The organism is Streptomyces longwoodensis (genome assembly GCF_001514125.1).
GTDB lineage: Bacteria > Actinomycetota > Actinomycetes > Streptomycetales > Streptomycetaceae > Streptomyces > Streptomyces longwoodensis.
The window spans coordinates 240,576-256,249 of the sequence record NZ_KQ948558.1; the positions used below are offsets into that span (position 1 = coordinate 240,576).

The window sequence follows — 15,674 nt, forward strand, 5'->3', positions numbered from 1 at the left end:
GTGGCATGACGCACTCGGGGGGAACTGAGCACGAGGGGCCGGCAGCCGGGGCCGACGGGACCGAGGTGTTCGCCGCCGACCGGGAGATCGGCCGCGACCTGGCCCTCGTGGACTGGGCGTCCACTCCGCTCGGGCCGCCCGTCAACTGGCCGCAGAGCCTGCGCACCGCGGTGAGCATCCTGCTGTCGTCCCGGTTCCCGATGTGGATGGCCTGGGGCCCGGAGCTGACCTTCTTCTGCAACGCGGCCTACCGGCGCGACACGCTGGGCCGCAAGTACCCCTGGGCGCTCGGCCGGCCCGCCAGTGAGGTGTGGGCGGAGATCTGGGACGACATCGGTCCCCGCATCGACCGGGTGCTGGCCACCGGGCAGGCGACCTGGGACGAGGCCCTGCTGCTGTTCCTGGAGCGCTCCGGCTACACCGAGGAGAGCTACCACACCTTCTCCTACAGCCCGCTGCGCGACGACCACGACACCGTGGTCGGCATGCTCTGCGTGGTCAGCGAGGACACCGAGCGGGTCATCGGCGAGCGGCGCATGGCCACCCTGCGCGACCTGGGCTCCGACCCGAGCGTGATCCGCACCGAGCAGGAGGTGCTGGAGTTCGCCGGACGGCAGCTCGCCCGCAACGACAGGGACCTGCCCTTCACGCTGACCTACCTGTTCCGCGAGGACGGCTCCTCCCGGCTCGTCGGCTCCACGGGCGTGCCCGAGGGCCATCCGCTCGGCGTCCCGGTGCTGGGCACCGGGGACGCGGACGCCCTGTGGCCGGCCGCGGAACTCGCCGGTGGCGGGACGGCCGTCGTGGACCTGGAGGACGGACGCTTCAGCGACCTGCCCGACCTGCCGACGGGGGACTGGGAACTGCCGCCGCGACAGGCGCTGGTCGTCCCGCTGCTCCAGCAGGGCAACGCCCCCTACGGCTTCCTGGTGGCCGGCCTCAACCGCTACCGGGCCCTGGACGACGGCTACCGCGGCTTCGTCGAGCTGACGGCCGGGCACCTGGCGTCCGGCGTCGGCTCCGCCCGCAGTTACGAGACCCAGCAGCAGCGCGCGGAGGAGCTCGCCGAGCTGGACCGCGCCAAGACGACGTTCTTCTCCAACATCAGCCACGAGTTCCGCACCCCGCTGACCCTGATCATGGGTCCGTTGGCGGAGCTGCGCGGGCGGCTGGCGGACGACCCGTGGGCCGTCAGCGAGCTGGACATCATCCACCGCAACGGGCTGCGGCTGAGCAAGCTCGTCAACACGCTGCTGGACTTCTCCCGCATCGAGGCCGGCCGCATGCAGGCCCGCTACGAGCCCGTCGACCTGGCCGCCGTCACCGCCGAGCTCGCCAGTGTCTTCCGCTCCGCCATGGAGAAGGCCGGCCTGGCGTTCCACGTCGAGTGCCGCCCGCTGGGCCGTCCGGTCCACGTCGACCGCGACATGTGGGAGAAGGTGATCCTCAACCTCCTCAGCAACGCCCTGAAGTTCACCTTCGACGGTTCGGTGAGCGTCACGGTGGGCGAGGAGGACGGCCAGGCGATGGTCACCGTCGAGGACACCGGCGTCGGTGTGCCGGCCGCGGAGGTACCGAGGCTGTTCGAGCGGTTCCACCGCATCGAGAACGCCCGTTCCCGCTCCAACGAGGGCAGCGGCATCGGTCTGGCCCTGGTGCAGGAGCTCGTCACGCTGCACGGGGGCACCATCACCGCCCGGTCCGCCGAGGGCCGGGGCACCTCCTTCACCATCCGCCTGCCGTTCGGCGGCGCCCACCTGCCGGCGGACGCCGTCGCGCCCGCGGCCGGGGCCACCGTGCCGGCCGGGGTGAGCAGCGCGGACCCCTACCTCCAGGAGGCCCTGCGCTGGCTGCCCCAGGGCACGGCGGACCGGCGGTCCGGGGCACCCGAGGAGCAGATCCTCCCCGACGGTGTCACGGCCGGCCGCCCCGCCGACGTGGGCCTGCCGGCCCGGGTGCTGATCGCCGACGACAACGCCGACATGCGCGAGTACCTGGGCCGTCTCCTGGCCGGCGCCGGCTACCACGTGGACGCGGTCACCGACGGCCGCGAGGCGCTGGAGGCCGTCCGGCGCGACCCCCCCGACCTGCTGGTGAGTGACGTGATGATGCCCCGCATGGACGGCCTGGAGCTGGTGGCCGCGCTGCGCGGCGACAGCCGCACGGCCTCCCTGCCGGTGCTGCTGCTGTCCGCCCGCGCCGGGCAGGAGGCGTCCATCGAGGGGCTGCAGGCCGGCGCCGACGACTACCTCGTCAAGCCGTTCGCCGCCGCCGAACTGCTCGCCCGCGTCGAGGCCAACGTCAAGCTCGCCCGGCTGCGCACCCACCACGCCCGCTGGCGCAACGCCCTCGTGGACTCCCTGCAGGAGGCCTTCTTCGTCTGCGACGAGGAGGGCGCCGTCATCGAGATCAACGCCGCGTTCACCGACATCCTCGGCTATGGGCCCGAGGGCCTGCCGTACCCGCCGGTCCACCCCTGGTGGCCGGACGAGCAGGGCGACCCGGAGGCGCACCGGGCGGTCAGCGAGGCGTTCGGCCAGCTCCTGGGCGACCGCCGCGGCTCGTACACCATCCCCGTCACGCACCGCGACGGCCACCGCGTGTGGGTCACCGCCAGCTTCGCGCACGCCCAGGACCCCGACTCGGGGCGCCGGGTCACCGTCGGCACCTTCCGCGACGTCACCGCCGAGCACTACGCGATCCAGCGCGAGAGCGCCCTGGCCTCGCTGAGCACCCGGCTGTCGCGGGCCACCAGCCTGCCCGAGGCCCTCTCCGGCGCGCTGGAGGAGCTCCAGACACTGTGGCGCGCCCGGTCCGTCCTGGCCGCCGTGTTCGACGGGGGCGCGGAGCCGTCCCTCACCAGCACCGACACCTCGGCCTGGCGGGACCTCCCGGCGGAGCGGCGCACGGCGATCGGCGAGGTGCGCCGGCAGCCGGCGCTCACCTCCCTGCCGCAGTCCACCGGGGCCGGCATCACCGTCGAGCACCCCACCGGGCCCATGGTGGTGTGGATCGACCTCGGCGAGCAGCGGCCGTTCACCGAGGAGGACCAGCTCCTGCTGACGCTGCTGGCCGGGCACCTGGCCCAGGGTCTGACCCGGGCGCACCAGATCGACCAGCAGCGCGAGACCGCCATCGCCCTGCAGCGGGCCATCCTCGGCCCGTCCAACCTGCCCGAGGGCTTCGCCGTCCGCTACGAGCCGGCCACCCAGCCGCTCGAGGTCGGCGGCGACTGGTACGACACCATCGCGCTGCCCGACGGGCGGATCGGCATCGTGGTCGGTGACTGCGTCGGGCGCGGCCTTCAAGCGGCCACCGTGATGGGGCAGTTGCGCAGTGCCTGCCGGGCGCTGCTGCTGCAGGACGCCAGCCCCGCACAGACGCTGATGGCGCTCGACTACTTCGCGGCCACCGTGCCCGGGGCGCTGTGCACGACCGTGTTCTGCGGGGTCCTGGACCCGGAGACCGGGCGGCTGACGTACTCCAGCGCCGGGCACCCCCCGGGCATCCTCGCCCACACGGACGGCACCACCCATCTGCTGGAGGACGGGCGTTCGCTGCCCCTCGCGGTGCGGCCGGGCAGGGAGCGTCCCGAGGCCGAGTACGTCATGCCGGCCCGCGGCACGCTGCTGCTGTACACGGACGGCCTGGTCGAGCGCCGGCGCCGTCCGCTGACCGCGGGCATCGACCAGGCCAGCGAGGCGGTGCAGGACGGCCGGGACACGGCCGTCGACGACCTGGCGACCCGCATCATGACGCGGCTGGCCCCGGCCGGGGGCTACGACGACGACGTCGCGCTGCTGCTGTACCGCCACCCCGCGCCGCTGGACGTGGCCTTCCCCGCCGAGTCGGCCCAACTCGCCCCCGTGCGCAAGGCGTTGCGCAACTGGCTGGCCCAGTGCCAGCTCCCGCCGCACACCGTCCAGAACGTCCTGGTGGCGGCCGGGGAGGCGTGTGCCAACGCGATCGAGCACGGCCACCGGGACGCCCCCGGGGAGACGGTGCGGCTGCGCGCCGAGGCCTTCGTGGGGGACCTGCGCGTGACCGTCACCGACACCGGCCGCTGGAAGGCCCCGCAACCCGAACTCAACGCCCACCGCGGCCGGGGCCTCACCCTGATGCGTTCCTTGATGCAGCAGGTCACCGTCAATCCCGGCGCCGCCGGCACCACCGTCCACCTGCACACGAGGATCGCCTGATGACCACCCCGCTCACGCTCGTCCCCGGCCGGCGACCGGACGGCACGCACCACCTGGCCGTCTCAGGAGAGATCGACATGAGCAACATCGACGCGCTCGCCGACGCCCTCTCCACCACCGCGGGCCCGCTCGTGCTGGACCTGACGGACGTCGAGTACCTCGACAGCGCCGGGCTGAGCGTGCTGTTCGCCCACGCCGACCGGCTGGAGCTGATCGCCACTCCCCTGCTGGCGCCGGTCCTGAGGGTGTCGGGGCTGAGCGACCTGACCACCGTGCACGGCATCGACTGAGGGCTCGCACGCTGTCCCGGTGACCTCCTGGCGCACCGCGTGCGGGCCCGCACCGTACCGGACTTGACGAATGCTTGACATGAGACGGCCCCGAAGGGGCATCCGGGAGTCAAGTCAAGAGCAAGGAGAGTGCGGCCCGTTCGGTCCGTGCCATCGGCAACCGGGAGTATTCCATGACGAGTTACGGCACCCCCTCTGCCGCGTCCTCCGGATCGCGCACGAACGGCCTGGCGATCGCAAGCCTGTGCTGCGGCATCGTCGGCCTGTTCTTCCTGAACATCGTCCTCGGCCCGCTGGCGATCGTCTTCGGTGTGATCGCCCGGCGTCAGGCCGGCGCGAGGAACGGCGCCGGCATGGCGACGGCCGGCCTCGTGCTCGGTGTCATCGACGTCGTCCTGTTCTTCGTCCTGCTGGCGGTCGCGGCCAACGGCGGCATGAGCTGGTACGTGGGCGGCTGACGCCCCCCGCCCCACGAACCGTGCGGGTGTGCACCCCGGAACCACCGGGTGCACACCCGCACGTGTCGTTTACCGGGCCGGTGCGGCCGGTGGTGTCAGCCGCGCGGCGGGACGGCGACGAACGCCTCGCGCGGGGAGTCGGTCGGCGTGTAGCGGGTGACGCCCGGCGTGGCCGGCACCAGGGCCTTGTGGACCGCCTTGGCCACGTTCTGGATCGTGGTGACCCCGTAGTCCATGGTGCTGTTGTCCTGGGTCAGCACGCTGATCATGTAGTCGTGGCCGGCCCCGTCGAAGGTGCCCAGGCTGTGCACCCGCCAGCCGTGCGTGGAGCGCTGGAGCCAGCCGTTCTTCACGTGCACGGCGACCGACGACGGCGCCCCCGCCGGAGTGCCCCAGCGCTGGTCCGCGACGACCTGACCCATCAACTTCAGCATGTAGGCGCGGGAGTTGTCGCTCAGCACGGTGTTCTTGGCGGTGATCAGCTTGAGCAGCTTCTGCTCGTCCTCGACGTTCTCCTGGGTCAGGCCCCAGTAACCGTCCGCCCCCGGCACGGTCTTCGTCATGCCGGCCGCGGTCAGGAAGCCCTGGATCTTCGCCACGCCCAGCTGCTTCCACAGCGTGCTGGTGGCGTCGTTGTCCGACGCGGTGATCATCGCCTTGGCGAGGTCGGCCTCGGTGTCGGTCAGGTACCGGTTGGTCTTCTTCGCGTCCCACAGCAGCGTGGCGAGCACGGTGACCTTCACGGTGCTGGCCGAGTCGAAGGCCGTCGTGCCGTTGAGGGTGCACGTGGTGCCGGTGGAGCGGTCGTACACGCCGAGGGCGACGGTGCCCTGGCGGTTCGCGAGGGCCGCCGTGATGTCCTTGGTCAGCTTCTCGGCGAGGCCGGCGGTGGCGGACGTGCACTGGACGGCGGCCGTCGGTGCCGCCGCGGCCGGGAGGGCGGTGGCACCGACGAGCAGCGCCGCACCGAGGGTGGTCGTGAGCGCCCCGGTCCGGCGCGATATCCGGTGGTTCATGGAAGGTTCCCCCTGTGACGTTGGTCGGACGTCCTGTGGGTACGCATGTTCGCAGTACGGCAGTTGACCCGATCAACTGGGGTCGGCGCGCAGCTCCGCGCGTCGCATAAAGGCCGGTTAAAGACCTCTGCTGCAAAGGAAGAGAAACGCCCGGGAAACAGTGCGGCGTGACTCTTCCGTGCAACCACCCGGGGTCACCCGGGTCGTCCCCAGGGCTGGGAAGAGGGAATGCCGTGACGGAGATCATCGACCGGGAAGCACCGCCGGCGACCACGGGCGGACGGACGTACAACACCTGGGCACAGAACGACACGTTGGAGGACTACTCGCTGCGCTACGCGCCGAAGTCCTTCCGCCGCTGGTCCCCCTACGTGGTGGCCACCACGGCGCTCGGGGGCATCGCCTACCTCGCGGACTTCGCCATCGGCGGCTCGATCGCCATCTCCCACGGCTTCTCCAGCGCCCTGGTCGCGATCCTGGCCGCGGCGGTGGTCATCTTCCTGACCGGCATCCCGATCTCGTACTACTCGGCGAAGTACTCCATCGACATGGACCTGCTGACGCGGGGCGCGGGCTTCGGCTACCTCGGGTCCACGCTGACCTCGGTCATCTACGCCAGCTTCACCTTCATCTTCTTCGCCCTCGAGGGCTCCATCATGGCGCAGGCCCTGGAGTTGGGGCTGCACATCCCGCTCGCCGTCGGCTATCTGGTCTGCTCGCTGATCATCCTGCCGTTGGTGATCTACGGCATGACGGCGCTGTCGAAGATGCAGGTGTGGACGCAGCCGGTGTGGCTGGTGCTGATGGTCGCGCCGTTCGTGTCCATCGCCGTGCAGGAGCCGGAGAGGTTCTCGCAGTTCACGCACTTCGCCGGCAACTCCCCCACCGGCTCGGGCATCAGCATGCTGGGGATCGGCGCGGGGGCCGGCGTGGCCCTGTCGCTGATCGCGCAGATCGGCGAGCAGGTCGACTACCTGCGCTTCATGCCCGACAAGACGCCGCAGAACAGCAGGCAGTGGTGGGCCACGGTGCTCTCGGCGGGCCCGGGCTGGGTGGTGCTCGGCGCGGCCAAGCAGATCGGCGGGGCCTTCCTCGCCTTCTACATCGCCGGCAGCGTGGGACTGGCCAAGGCCAACGAGCCGATCCAGCAGTACGTCCACGGGTTCAAGACCTTCGCCGCGCCCGTCGCGCTGGGCCTGGCCACGTTCTTCGTGATCCTCTCCCAGGTGAAGATCAACTCGACGAACGCGTACTCCGGTTCGCTGTCCTGGTCGAACTTCTTCTCCCGGCTCACCCACCGCCACCCCGGCCGCGTCGTCTACATCTTCCTCAACGTCGGCATCGCGCTGGCCCTGATGGAGGGCGGCGTCTTCGGCTTCCTCAACACCGTCCTCGGCTTCTACTCCAACGTGGCGATCGCCTGGATCGGCGCGGTCGTCGCCGACCTCGTCATCAACAAGCCGCTGGGGCTCAGCCCTTCGTACATCGAGTTCAAGCGCGCCCACCTGCACCACTTCAACCCGGTCGGCTTCGGCTCCATGCTCATCGCCTCCGCCGTCTCCATCGCGGCCTACTTCGAGGCGTTCGGCGACTACGGCAAGGCGTACTCCCCCTTCATCGCCCTGTTCCTCGCGATGGTCCTCTCACCGCTGTTCGCGGTGCTCACGAAGGGCAGGTACTACATCGCCCGCGTCGACGACCTCGAGGAGCCGCTGCTCGCCGCTGACGGCCTGCCCTCCGCGGCCCTGCTCACCTGCACCGTGTGCACGACCGACTTCGAGCGTCCGGACGTGGCGAACTGCCCCTTCCACGCGGGGGCGATCTGCTCCCTGTGCTGCAGCCTGGAGAAGGACTGCCACGACTCCTGCAAGAGCGGGAGCGGATCCGGCCCGGGACCGGTCGCCCTCGCCCCGCCCACCGTACGGTCCGCGGACTGAGGGTCACGACGTGATCGGGATGATGCCCAGCGGCTTGGTGGTCGGCTGCTCCGAGCCGCTCGCCGGCTCCAGCGTGATGCCCACCGCCACCGCGTCGTCCGGAGGGCCCTCCAGCACGTGGGCGGCGTGGCGCGCGTCCCCCGGGACCAGCCCGGCAGGGCGCAGGTCGCCGCTGCCGTAGGCGTACCAGAGCTCGTAGGTCCTGCCGCTGCCCGGTGCCGGGAGGCCCTGGGCGGCGAAGACCGCCTTGCGTCCGCCCCGGGAGACGGCGACCGCTCCCCTCGCTCCGTCGGCGAGCTCGGCGGTGTGCACGGTGACGTCCGGTGCCACGAGGAGGTCCGTGAGCGCCTGGCTCGAGGAGCGGGCCTGGGCCGCCTGGGTGCGGGCGTGCTCGGCCTCGGTGTACTGCCACGCCGTCGTCCCGGCCAGGAGGACGGCCGCCGCGATGCTCGCGGCGAGCAGGAGGGCCGGCTTCCGGCGTCCTGCCGTGCGGGTCGGCCGGACGGCGCCTTCCTGGTCCACGCGGGTGATGGCCTCCAGCGTGGCGGCGCGGAGGTGCTCCGGTACCGGGGCGCTCCCGGCGGCGGCCAGCTCGGCGACCACCTCGCGGAGCGCGGGGAGTTCCGCGCGGCAGGTGGCGCAGCCGGCGAGGTGGGTCTCGAACGCCGCTTCCTCGGCCGGTGGCAGGGCGTGCAGCACGTAGGCGGCGAGCGCCTCGTGCGGGTCTTCCTCGGTTGTCACCTGCCGGCCTCCATGCAGGCCCGCAGCTGCCGCAGGGCAGCTCGCATGCGGGATTTCATCGTGCCCACCGGGGCGGAGAGGGCGTGGGCCACCTCCAGGTAGGTCAGACCCTGGTAGTAGGCGAGCACCAGGGGGACGCGCTGACTGCGCGACAGCGAAGCGAGGCAGCGGTAGATGCGCCGCTGCTCGTCATGGTGTTCGGCAGTCTCCGCCACGACGTCGAAGGCGCCCTCGGGCAGCAGCGCGCGGGCGCGCTGTTCGCGCTCGGTGCCGGCTTGGGCGGCGCGCACGCGGTCCACGGCCCGCCGGTGCGCCAGGGTGAGCACCCAGGCCTTGGCGGACCCCCGCTCGGGGACGTAGCGGTCCGCCGTGCGCCAGACCTCGATCATGACGTCCTGGGTCACCTCCTCCGCCTGCGCCGGGTCCCGCAGGATCCGGCACGCCAGGCCCATGACCGCGCGGGAGAAGGCGTCGTAGACCCCGGCGAACGCGTCCTTGTCGCCGCGGGCCACGCGGACCAGCAGTTCCTCGGCCCTGTCCTGCGGTCCGGACCTGTGCAGCATGCCCACTCCCGTCATGCTGTGCGCCGCGGTCCGGCGGGACCCGCAGCGCGTGACGAGCCCGACTCTTCCATCCTCGGCCACGCGGTGCAGGACGGCCGTGGCACGGGGGTGACGGGCACGGTGTCACTCGCTTCGCCGGGCGTCGGACCCGGGGCGCAGGGGCAGGACGACGTGCACCGTCTTGCCGCCGAGCCCGGGGACCACGGTCATGTCTCCCCCGAGCTGTTCGATGATGTTCATGCCGAAGCCGCCGCCGTACGCCGTGCGGCCCGCGTGCCGGTCGATCTCGGGCAGGTCCTCGCTGTGGTCCGCGACGGCGATGTCCAGCCGGCCGTTCTGCAGACTGAGCGCGAGCCGGCAGGACGCTCCGGTGTGGCGGACGGCATTGGTCACCAGCTCGGACACGATCAGTACCGCGTCGTCGAGGCGGTGGGTCTGCTCGGCCGTCTCGAGCCAGCGTTGCGTGATGTGACGGGCGACGGCCGGTGTGTGCAGGCCCCGGGGCAGGTCGACGGCATGGCGCGGGGCGGTGGGGGACGGTGCTGTGGCCGACATGACGGCTCCCTCGGGTACGGCCGTTCGGGCGGATGGGGGCACAGGGGATTCGTAGCCGAGGTATCGGCGGATGGAGGCCGTCGGGCACGTGGGCGGCGGAGTTTCTTCGTCCCGCCGTCATCCGTCGCGACGCCCGCTTCGAATACCTCGCATCCGGCCCGTGAGCCGGGGAAGCATCCGACCACCGCCAAGGAGACAGAGCGATGCGTACCTCCATACGAGTGCGGCGACTGCTGGCGGGAGCGGCCACGACGGGCCTCCTGGCCGGCGGTGCCGCCGTCGGCCTGGCGGGCACCGCGAGCGCCGCACCCGCGCCGGCATCCGTCGTCAGCGGTACCCAGCACCACGACGCGTGCCAGTGGCACAAGGGCCACTGGGAGAAGAAGTGGGTGAAGGCCCACTGGGAGAAGAAGCCGGTCCACCACAAGACCTGGCACCCCGGCCACTACGACCACCACGGCACGTGGCACAAGGGCTACTGGAAGGACAGCTACTCCTACAAGTGGGTCTACGTGCCCGCCCACTGGGAGCACCACTGGGTCAAGGGCCACTGGGACTGCCGGCACCACTGACCGCGCGGGCACCACGGGGGGCCGCGGTGGCCCGGGTCACCGCGGCAGCCCGCCCGCGGATCAGCTCCGGCGCGGCAGCCGGGGGAAGAAGCCGCTGGTGCGGGCGGCGTACGCGTCCCACCCGGGGCGCGCGGCCATGTGCCGTTCCAGGAGCCGTTTCCCGCTTCCCCTGATCAGCAGGACGCTCATCACCAGCGGCGAGGCGACGGACACCGCCGCCGCCCGCCAGCCCCCGTCGCAGGCGATGAGGAACAGCCCCCACCAGACGCAGAAGTCGCCGAAGTAGTTGGGGTGCCGGGTCAGCCGCCACAGTCCCCGGTTCATGATGCGGCTGATGTTGCTGCGCGAGCCGTCCGGGGTGTTGCGCTGCGCGGCCGGCTGTCGCTGCGCCCACAGGTCGCGCAGCCGCTGCAACGGTGGCGGCACCAGGTCGGCGGCGTGGGCGGCGAGCACGGTGAGCGCTCCCACCAGGTCCGGGGCGTCCCACTCGCCCGCCATGTACGACTCACCGAACCCGACCCGACCGGGTGACGGCCCGTACCGGCCAGGACGCCCTCGGCACGGTGGCCACGTCCGGCCAGCGCCCGGCATCGACGGGGAGGGCCCGGTGCTCGCGGGGGCGCGGGCGGGTCACGGGACGGGGTTCGACTGTGGTCATGAGGCTCTCTTCGGGGTGCGGCGGCCCGGGCGCGGCTGCACCGGCAGGCCCCGCAGGAACAGGCGGATGCCGTGGAAGCGGATGGCGGCCGACGCCCGCAGGGTCGACCAGGGGTGGCGCAGGGCCAGGCACAGCAGGGACAGGACCGTCGTGTCGCGTCGCCGGCCGTGGACGGCCGCCGTGAAGGGCGGGCTGCCCGGTCTCTGCAGCCGTACCGACAGGCGCAGTTGCTCGCCGGGCGGGGGGAGGCGCATCTCGTAGGTGCCGTCCACCGGGTGGAACGGTGACACGTAGAAGTCCTTGGCGGCCTGCGCGGTGCCGGCCGCGTCGGGGTGGAGCAGGTAGGCGTGGCGTTCGCCGTAGGTGTTGTGGACCTCCGCCACGACGCGGAGCAGGACGCCGTCGGGGCCGTGGCACCAGTACAGGGACAGCGGGTTGAAGACGTGCCCGAGGATCCGGGCGTGGGCGAGCATCAGCACCCGGCCGCCGCGCAGGTCGACCCCGTGCTCGTCGAGGAAGCCGTCGAGCGCGGCCCTGATCGTCGGGGCACGGCCCGTGAAGTGGTCACGCGCACGGAAGCGGGCGAGCATCCGGACGGGGCGCGGCAGGACGGGCAGGTCGTCGAGGTCGACGAGCCACAGGTAGGTGCGGTGCCGCAGCGCGTAGTGGTGCGGGGCCCGGCGCACGTGGGTGATCGTGCACGGGTAGAGGGCGGGCGGTCCCGCCGGCCGGCCGGACGCGGTCACCACCTGACCCCCAGGGCGGCGGCGGCCTGCACGCCGCTGCGGCAGCCGTCCTCGTGCAACCCCCAGCCGTGGTAGGCACCCGCGAACGCGGTGACGGCGGTGGTCAGGTGCGGCAGGCGGCGCTGGGCGGCGACCGACTCGGGGGTGTACACGGGGTGTTCGTACGTCATGCGGGCCAGCACCCGTGCGGGGTCGACGCGGTCCTGGCCGCCGAGGGTGACGAGGTGGGCCCGGTCGGCGTCCAGGCGCTGCAGCCGGTTCATGTCGTAGGTGACCCGGACCCGGTCGGCGGTGGCCCGACAGGCGGGCATCAGGTAGTTCCACGAGGCGCGGGCCGCGCCCGCCCGCGGCAACAGGGAGGTGTCGGTGTGCAGCAGGGTGGTGTTGCGCGCGTAGCGGAAGGCGCCGAGGACTTCCTTCTCCTGCGGTGTCGCGTCGGCGAGCAGATGCAGCGCCTGGTCGGGGTGGGTGGCGACGACGACGTGGTCGTAACGGGCCGTGGTGCCGTCCGCGGCGGTCACCTCCGCGCCGTCGGTGTGCCGGAGCACGGACCGTACGGGTGTGCCGGTGCGGACCTCGTGCAGGCCGGCGGCGATCCGGTCGACGTAGGTGCGCGAGCCGCCGGTCACGGTCCGCCACACCGGTGAAAATCCGGCCCGGTCCAGGAAGGCGCCGAGCGTCAGCGTGTCGTCGGCCCCGCTGTCCAGGAGGCGTCGGGCGGCGCGGTGGAAGCGCGGCACCTCGGCCAGCATGCGCAGGTACGCGCCGCGCAGGGCGTTGCGGGGCCGGGCGAGCAGTCCGCGCGGGCCGCGGGCACCGCCGTACTCCAGTCCGCAGCCCTCGCAGCGGACCGACATGCTCATCTCCGACGCCTGTGTGGCCACGCCGAGTTCGCGCAGCAGGCGCAACAGGTTCGGGTAGGTGCGGCGGTTGTGCACGATGAACCCCGAATCGACGCGGTGCGTACGGCCGTCGGGTGCGGTCAGGTCGTGGGTGTGGGCGTGGCCGCCGAGCCGGTCGTCGGCCTCGTACAGGGTCACGTCGTGGGACGTGCTCAGGATGTGCGCGACGGTCAGCCCCGCCACTCCGCTGCCGATGACGGCCGTGCGGGGTGCCGTGCGGTGCGGGCTCCGTGTCCGGGCGGCCGGCGCGCTCGACGCGGCGTCGGACGGTCTCTCCATGGTGGTGTCTCCCTCCCCTGACGGGTGAACGGCATGCTCAGAGGGCCGGCCGGCGGGCCGTGGGGTCCGCCGACCGGCCCTCTGGCGAGGGGCATCCGCCAGGCCCTGCCGGTAGGGCCCGGCGGATGCCCCGCTGGGAGGACGCACTCCGCCCGGGCCGCTCCCGTCAAGGCGGCCGGGTGGGGCGTGCGTCCTCGGCTCCCGGTGGTGTCAGCTCTGCGGCATCAGGACGGTGTCGATGATGTAGACGTTGGCGTTGGCGGTCTTGACGTTGCCGCAGACGACCTTGGCGGAGTCGTTGACGGTGTAGGACTCGCCCGAACCGGCCGTCGTGAGCTTCGACTTCTCCAGCGTGTCGAAGGAGCCGTTCTCCAGGTCCTTCGGAGTGAGCTTCTGGCCGACGACGTGGTAGGTGAGGATCTTCGTCAGCTGCGCCTTGTCGTTCAGGACCTTGTCGAGGGTCGCCTTCGGGATCTTGGCGAAGGCGTCGTTGGTCGGCGCGAACACGGTGATGTCCTGCGCGTTGTTGAGGGTGTCGACCAGGCCGGCCTTCTGCACGGCGGACACCAGCGTGGACAGGGCCGGGTTGTGGGAGGCCGCGGTGGCGACCGGGTCCTTGGCCATGCCGTCGAAGGAACCGGCGCCGTCCTTCGGCACGGCGGAACACGCGGGGCCGAACGGCTGGTCCATGCTCGCGGAGGCCGTCGAGCCGCCCATGTCGTCGCCGCCCTGGGTGGCCGACGCCGACGCCTTGCCGGACGAGCCGGACGTGTCGGAGTCCTTGCTGTCGCTGGAGCACGCGGTCAGGGCCAGGGGGAGTACGGCGGCCGCGGCGAAGAGACCGGCGGTACGACGGATACGGGTGTTCATCATGATCTCCAGTGGTGAGTGCAGCGGGGGTGCGCTGCGTTCCAGGTGGTGCGGACAGGTGGTTCGGGGGCCGCGGGGGTGCTCGGGAGGGCCCGGCGGCTGGGCCGGGGTCGGGCGAGTCAGTCCACGGTCACGACGACGGAGTGCCATCCGGTGGCGCCGTCGGGGATGGTGCGGGTGCGTCTGTCGGTCTGCACCGCGCCGGTGCGGTCGGTGGCGCGGACGGTGAGGGTGTGGCCGCCCTTGGTGGCCTGCCAGGGAAGTGACCACTGGCGCCAGGTGTCGCGCGTGTCCTCGGCGGCCAGGTCGGCTTCCCGCCAGGGGCCGTCGTCGATGCGGACCTCGACCTTGTCGATGCCCCGGTGCTGGGCCCACGCGACCCCGGCGACCATCACCGTGCCCGCCCTGGGACGGGCGAACGGCTTGGGGGTGTCGATCCGCGAAGCGGTCTTGACCGGGGCCTTGCGGGCCCAGCCGCGCTTGACCCAGTAGGGGTCGTAGGAGGCGAACGTAGTGAGTTCGATGTCCTTGATCCACTTGCAGGCCGAGACGAATCCGTACAGGCCCGGGACGACCATGCGGACCGGGAAGCCGTGGTCGAAGGGCAGCGGCTCGCCATTCATGCCGAGGGCCAGCAGGGCGTCGCGGCCGTCCATGACGTCCTCGACGGGGGTGCCGATCGTCATGCCGTCCACCGACCTGGACACCAGCTGGTCCGCCGGCCCGCCCCGGGACGGGGGCTTCACTCCGCACTCGGCGAGCAGGTCGGCCAGTCGTACGCCGATCCACCGGGCGTTGCCCACGTACGGGCCACCGACCTCGTTGGAGACGCACGTCAGGGTGATGTCCCGCTCGACCAGCTCCCTGCGCAGCAGGTCGTCGAAGGAGTAACTGCCGGGCCGTCGCACGCCCTTGCCGTGGATCCGCAGCCGCCAGGCGGTGGCGTCCACCTGGGGCACCACCAGGGCGGTGTCCACCCGGTAGAACTCCGCGTTGGGCGTGACGAAGGGGCTGACCCCGGGGATGCGCAGCCCGGCCCTCCTGGGGACCGGCTGCGCCGGGGACCCGGGCGACGGCAGCACGACCTCCTTGCGGGAAGCGATCGCGTCCTGGCCGCGCGAGGAGGTGAGGGTCCGGCCGGCCGTGCCCACGGCAGCCGAGGCCGCTGCCGCGGATGCGGCCGCGAGGACGAATCCCCGCCGGTCCCAGCCCGCGGGCACGGACAGTCCGTCTCCCGTTCCCCCGGCGGGGTCGGATGCCGGCGCCGCCGGCCGCCCCACCGCGGTCAGGCGCCCCACCAGCACGTACAGGAGCAGCGCCCCCGCCACGGCGCCCACGACGGAGGGCAGCGCGTCGGCGGGGCCGGTGGAATCCGGCCGGCCGGCCGCGGCTGCCGCCCCGACGGCTCCGAAGAGAAGGACCCCGGCGGCTCCGACCCGCCGGTACCGCACCGCCAGCACTCCCAACGCCAGGGCCAGCACCGTCAGCACGGCGAGGATGCCGAGCTGCAGGACGAGCTTGTCGTCGGTGCCGAAGTGGCGGACCGCCCAGTCCTTGACCGCGGCGGGCGTCGCGTCGATGGACGCCCCGCCCACCGCGATGACCGGACTGGACTGCGGACGCACGGCCGCAGCCACCGGTTCGGCCACCGCCAGCGCGGTGAAGCCGGCCAGCACTCCGCTCAGCGCACCCAGCGCCAGGCGTGGCCACCCTGGCCGTACTCGCTGGTCCTTCTCTTCATCCCTCACGCCGGGAATCCGGTCCTGCCCGCGCGGCGGATTGGTCGCAGACCTGATCAGGTGAAAAAAGATTTCGGACCAATCCGCCCGCTGTTCCGCTCCGGATTACGCGGTTGACCACGGGTTACCTGGTCGACCGCCGACCGCAC

The 15,674-nt window shown here is 72.3% G+C and carries 13 protein-coding genes and 2 pseudogenes; 5 read left to right on the forward strand and 10 right to left on the reverse strand.

All coding sequences use genetic code 11. The features are described from left to right. The first annotated feature begins 5 nt into the window (after positions 1-5). From AQJ30_RS25540 to AQJ30_RS25550, 3 genes are all read left to right on the forward strand, one after another. The gene (locus AQJ30_RS25540; protein WP_067238460.1) at positions 6-4,199 is read left to right on the forward strand and encodes a SpoIIE family protein phosphatase; all 4,194 of its coding nucleotides are present in this window, start codon (positions 6-8) and stop codon (positions 4,197-4,199) included. Further along, positions 4,199-4,489, forward strand: coding sequence for an STAS domain-containing protein (locus AQJ30_RS25545; RefSeq protein ID WP_067238462.1), 291 nt, complete (start codon positions 4,199-4,201; stop codon positions 4,487-4,489). The genes AQJ30_RS25540 and AQJ30_RS25545 overlap by 1 nt, the downstream gene beginning before the upstream one ends. A gap of 173 nt (positions 4,490-4,662) precedes the next feature. Next, positions 4,663-4,947 (forward strand): DUF4190 domain-containing protein, encoded by a 285-nt coding sequence (locus AQJ30_RS25550; RefSeq protein ID WP_067238467.1) that lies wholly within the window; start codon positions 4,663-4,665, stop codon positions 4,945-4,947. Positions 4,948-5,042: 95 nt separating this feature from the next. On the opposite strand, the gene AQJ30_RS25555 is transcribed toward AQJ30_RS25550, so the two are convergent. Then, positions 5,043-5,963: a serine hydrolase gene (locus AQJ30_RS25555; protein ID WP_067238470.1), complete on the reverse strand. Its 921-nt coding sequence runs from the start codon at positions 5,961-5,963 to the stop codon at positions 5,043-5,045. A 233-nt stretch (positions 5,964-6,196) separates the two neighbouring features. On the opposite strand from AQJ30_RS25555, the gene AQJ30_RS25560 reads away from it, so the two are divergent. Continuing rightward, a complete protein-coding gene (locus AQJ30_RS25560; protein ID WP_067238471.1) occupies positions 6,197-7,900 on the forward strand; it encodes a purine-cytosine permease family protein in 1,704 nt (567 codons plus the stop codon). A gap of 3 nt (positions 7,901-7,903) precedes the next feature. Here the strand turns inward: AQJ30_RS25560 and AQJ30_RS25565 are convergent, their stop codons facing one another. From AQJ30_RS25565 to AQJ30_RS25575, 3 genes are all read right to left on the reverse strand, one after another. Continuing rightward, a complete protein-coding gene (locus tag AQJ30_RS25565) occupies positions 7,904-8,641 on the reverse strand; it encodes an anti-sigma factor (RefSeq protein WP_067238473.1) in 738 nt (245 codons plus the stop codon). Then, entirely contained in the window at positions 8,638-9,204 is a 567-nt protein-coding gene (gene sigK, locus AQJ30_RS25570; RefSeq protein WP_067238476.1) for an ECF RNA polymerase sigma factor SigK, read from the reverse strand. Before sigK ends, AQJ30_RS25565 begins: the two co-directional genes overlap by 4 nt. 123 nt (positions 9,205-9,327) lie before the next feature. Beyond that, a complete protein-coding gene (locus tag AQJ30_RS25575) occupies positions 9,328-9,759 on the reverse strand; it encodes an ATP-binding protein (RefSeq protein ID WP_067238477.1) in 432 nt (143 codons plus the stop codon). Between the two features lie 203 nt (positions 9,760-9,962). Between AQJ30_RS25575 and AQJ30_RS25580 the strand changes: the two genes are divergently transcribed. Then, on the forward strand, positions 9,963-10,331 hold the full coding sequence (locus tag AQJ30_RS25580; protein ID WP_067238480.1) for a hypothetical protein: 369 nt from the start codon (positions 9,963-9,965) through the stop codon (positions 10,329-10,331). A gap of 60 nt (positions 10,332-10,391) precedes the next feature. Here the strand turns inward: AQJ30_RS25580 and AQJ30_RS39005 are convergent. From AQJ30_RS39005 to AQJ30_RS25605, 6 genes and pseudogenes are all read right to left on the reverse strand, one after another. Then, positions 10,392-10,673 (reverse strand): annotated as a pseudogene (locus AQJ30_RS39005) (DUF1295 domain-containing protein); the annotation flags it as partial. Then, positions 10,662-10,989 (reverse strand): annotated as a pseudogene (locus AQJ30_RS39010) (SAM-dependent methyltransferase); the annotation flags it as partial. The pseudogenes AQJ30_RS39010 and AQJ30_RS39005, both read right to left, overlap by 12 nt. Next, positions 10,986-11,738, reverse strand: coding sequence for a DUF1365 domain-containing protein (locus AQJ30_RS25590; RefSeq protein WP_245727114.1), 753 nt, complete (start codon positions 11,736-11,738; stop codon positions 10,986-10,988). The pseudogene AQJ30_RS39010 and the gene AQJ30_RS25590, both read right to left, overlap by 4 nt. Beyond that, entirely contained in the window at positions 11,732-12,916 is a 1,185-nt protein-coding gene (locus AQJ30_RS25595; protein WP_079084296.1) for an NAD(P)/FAD-dependent oxidoreductase, read from the reverse strand. The genes AQJ30_RS25590 and AQJ30_RS25595 overlap by 7 nt, the downstream gene beginning before the upstream one ends. 210 nt (positions 12,917-13,126) lie before the next feature. After that, positions 13,127-13,786, reverse strand: coding sequence for a fasciclin domain-containing protein (locus AQJ30_RS25600; protein ID WP_067238485.1), 660 nt, complete (start codon positions 13,784-13,786; stop codon positions 13,127-13,129). Between the two features lie 119 nt (positions 13,787-13,905). Next, the gene (locus AQJ30_RS25605; protein ID WP_067238488.1) at positions 13,906-15,534 is read right to left on the reverse strand and encodes a sulfite oxidase; all 1,629 of its coding nucleotides are present in this window, start codon (positions 15,532-15,534) and stop codon (positions 13,906-13,908) included. Positions 15,535-15,674: the final 140 nt, after the last annotated feature.

Coding starts and splice junctions, on each gene's coding strand:
- AQJ30_RS25540 (WP_067238460.1), top strand. CDS start 6: ATGACGCACTCGGGGGGAACTGAGCACGAGGGGCCGGCAGCCGGGGCC.
- AQJ30_RS25545 (WP_067238462.1), top strand. CDS start 4,199: ATGACCACCCCGCTCACGCTCGTCCCCGGCCGGCGACCGGACGGCACG.
- AQJ30_RS25550 (WP_067238467.1), top strand. CDS start 4,663: ATGACGAGTTACGGCACCCCCTCTGCCGCGTCCTCCGGATCGCGCACG.
- AQJ30_RS25555 (WP_067238470.1), bottom strand. CDS start 5,963: ATGAACCACCGGATATCGCGCCGGACCGGGGCGCTCACGACCACCCTC.
- sigK (WP_067238476.1), bottom strand. CDS start 9,204: ATGCTGCACAGGTCCGGACCGCAGGACAGGGCCGAGGAACTGCTGGTC.
- AQJ30_RS25575 (WP_067238477.1), bottom strand. CDS start 9,759: ATGTCGGCCACAGCACCGTCCCCCACCGCCCCGCGCCATGCCGTCGAC.
- AQJ30_RS25580 (WP_067238480.1), top strand. CDS start 9,963: ATGCGTACCTCCATACGAGTGCGGCGACTGCTGGCGGGAGCGGCCACG.
- AQJ30_RS25595 (WP_079084296.1), bottom strand. CDS start 12,916: ATGGAGAGACCGTCCGACGCCGCGTCGAGCGCGCCGGCCGCCCGGACA.
- AQJ30_RS25600 (WP_067238485.1), bottom strand. CDS start 13,786: ATGAACACCCGTATCCGTCGTACCGCCGGTCTCTTCGCCGCGGCCGCC.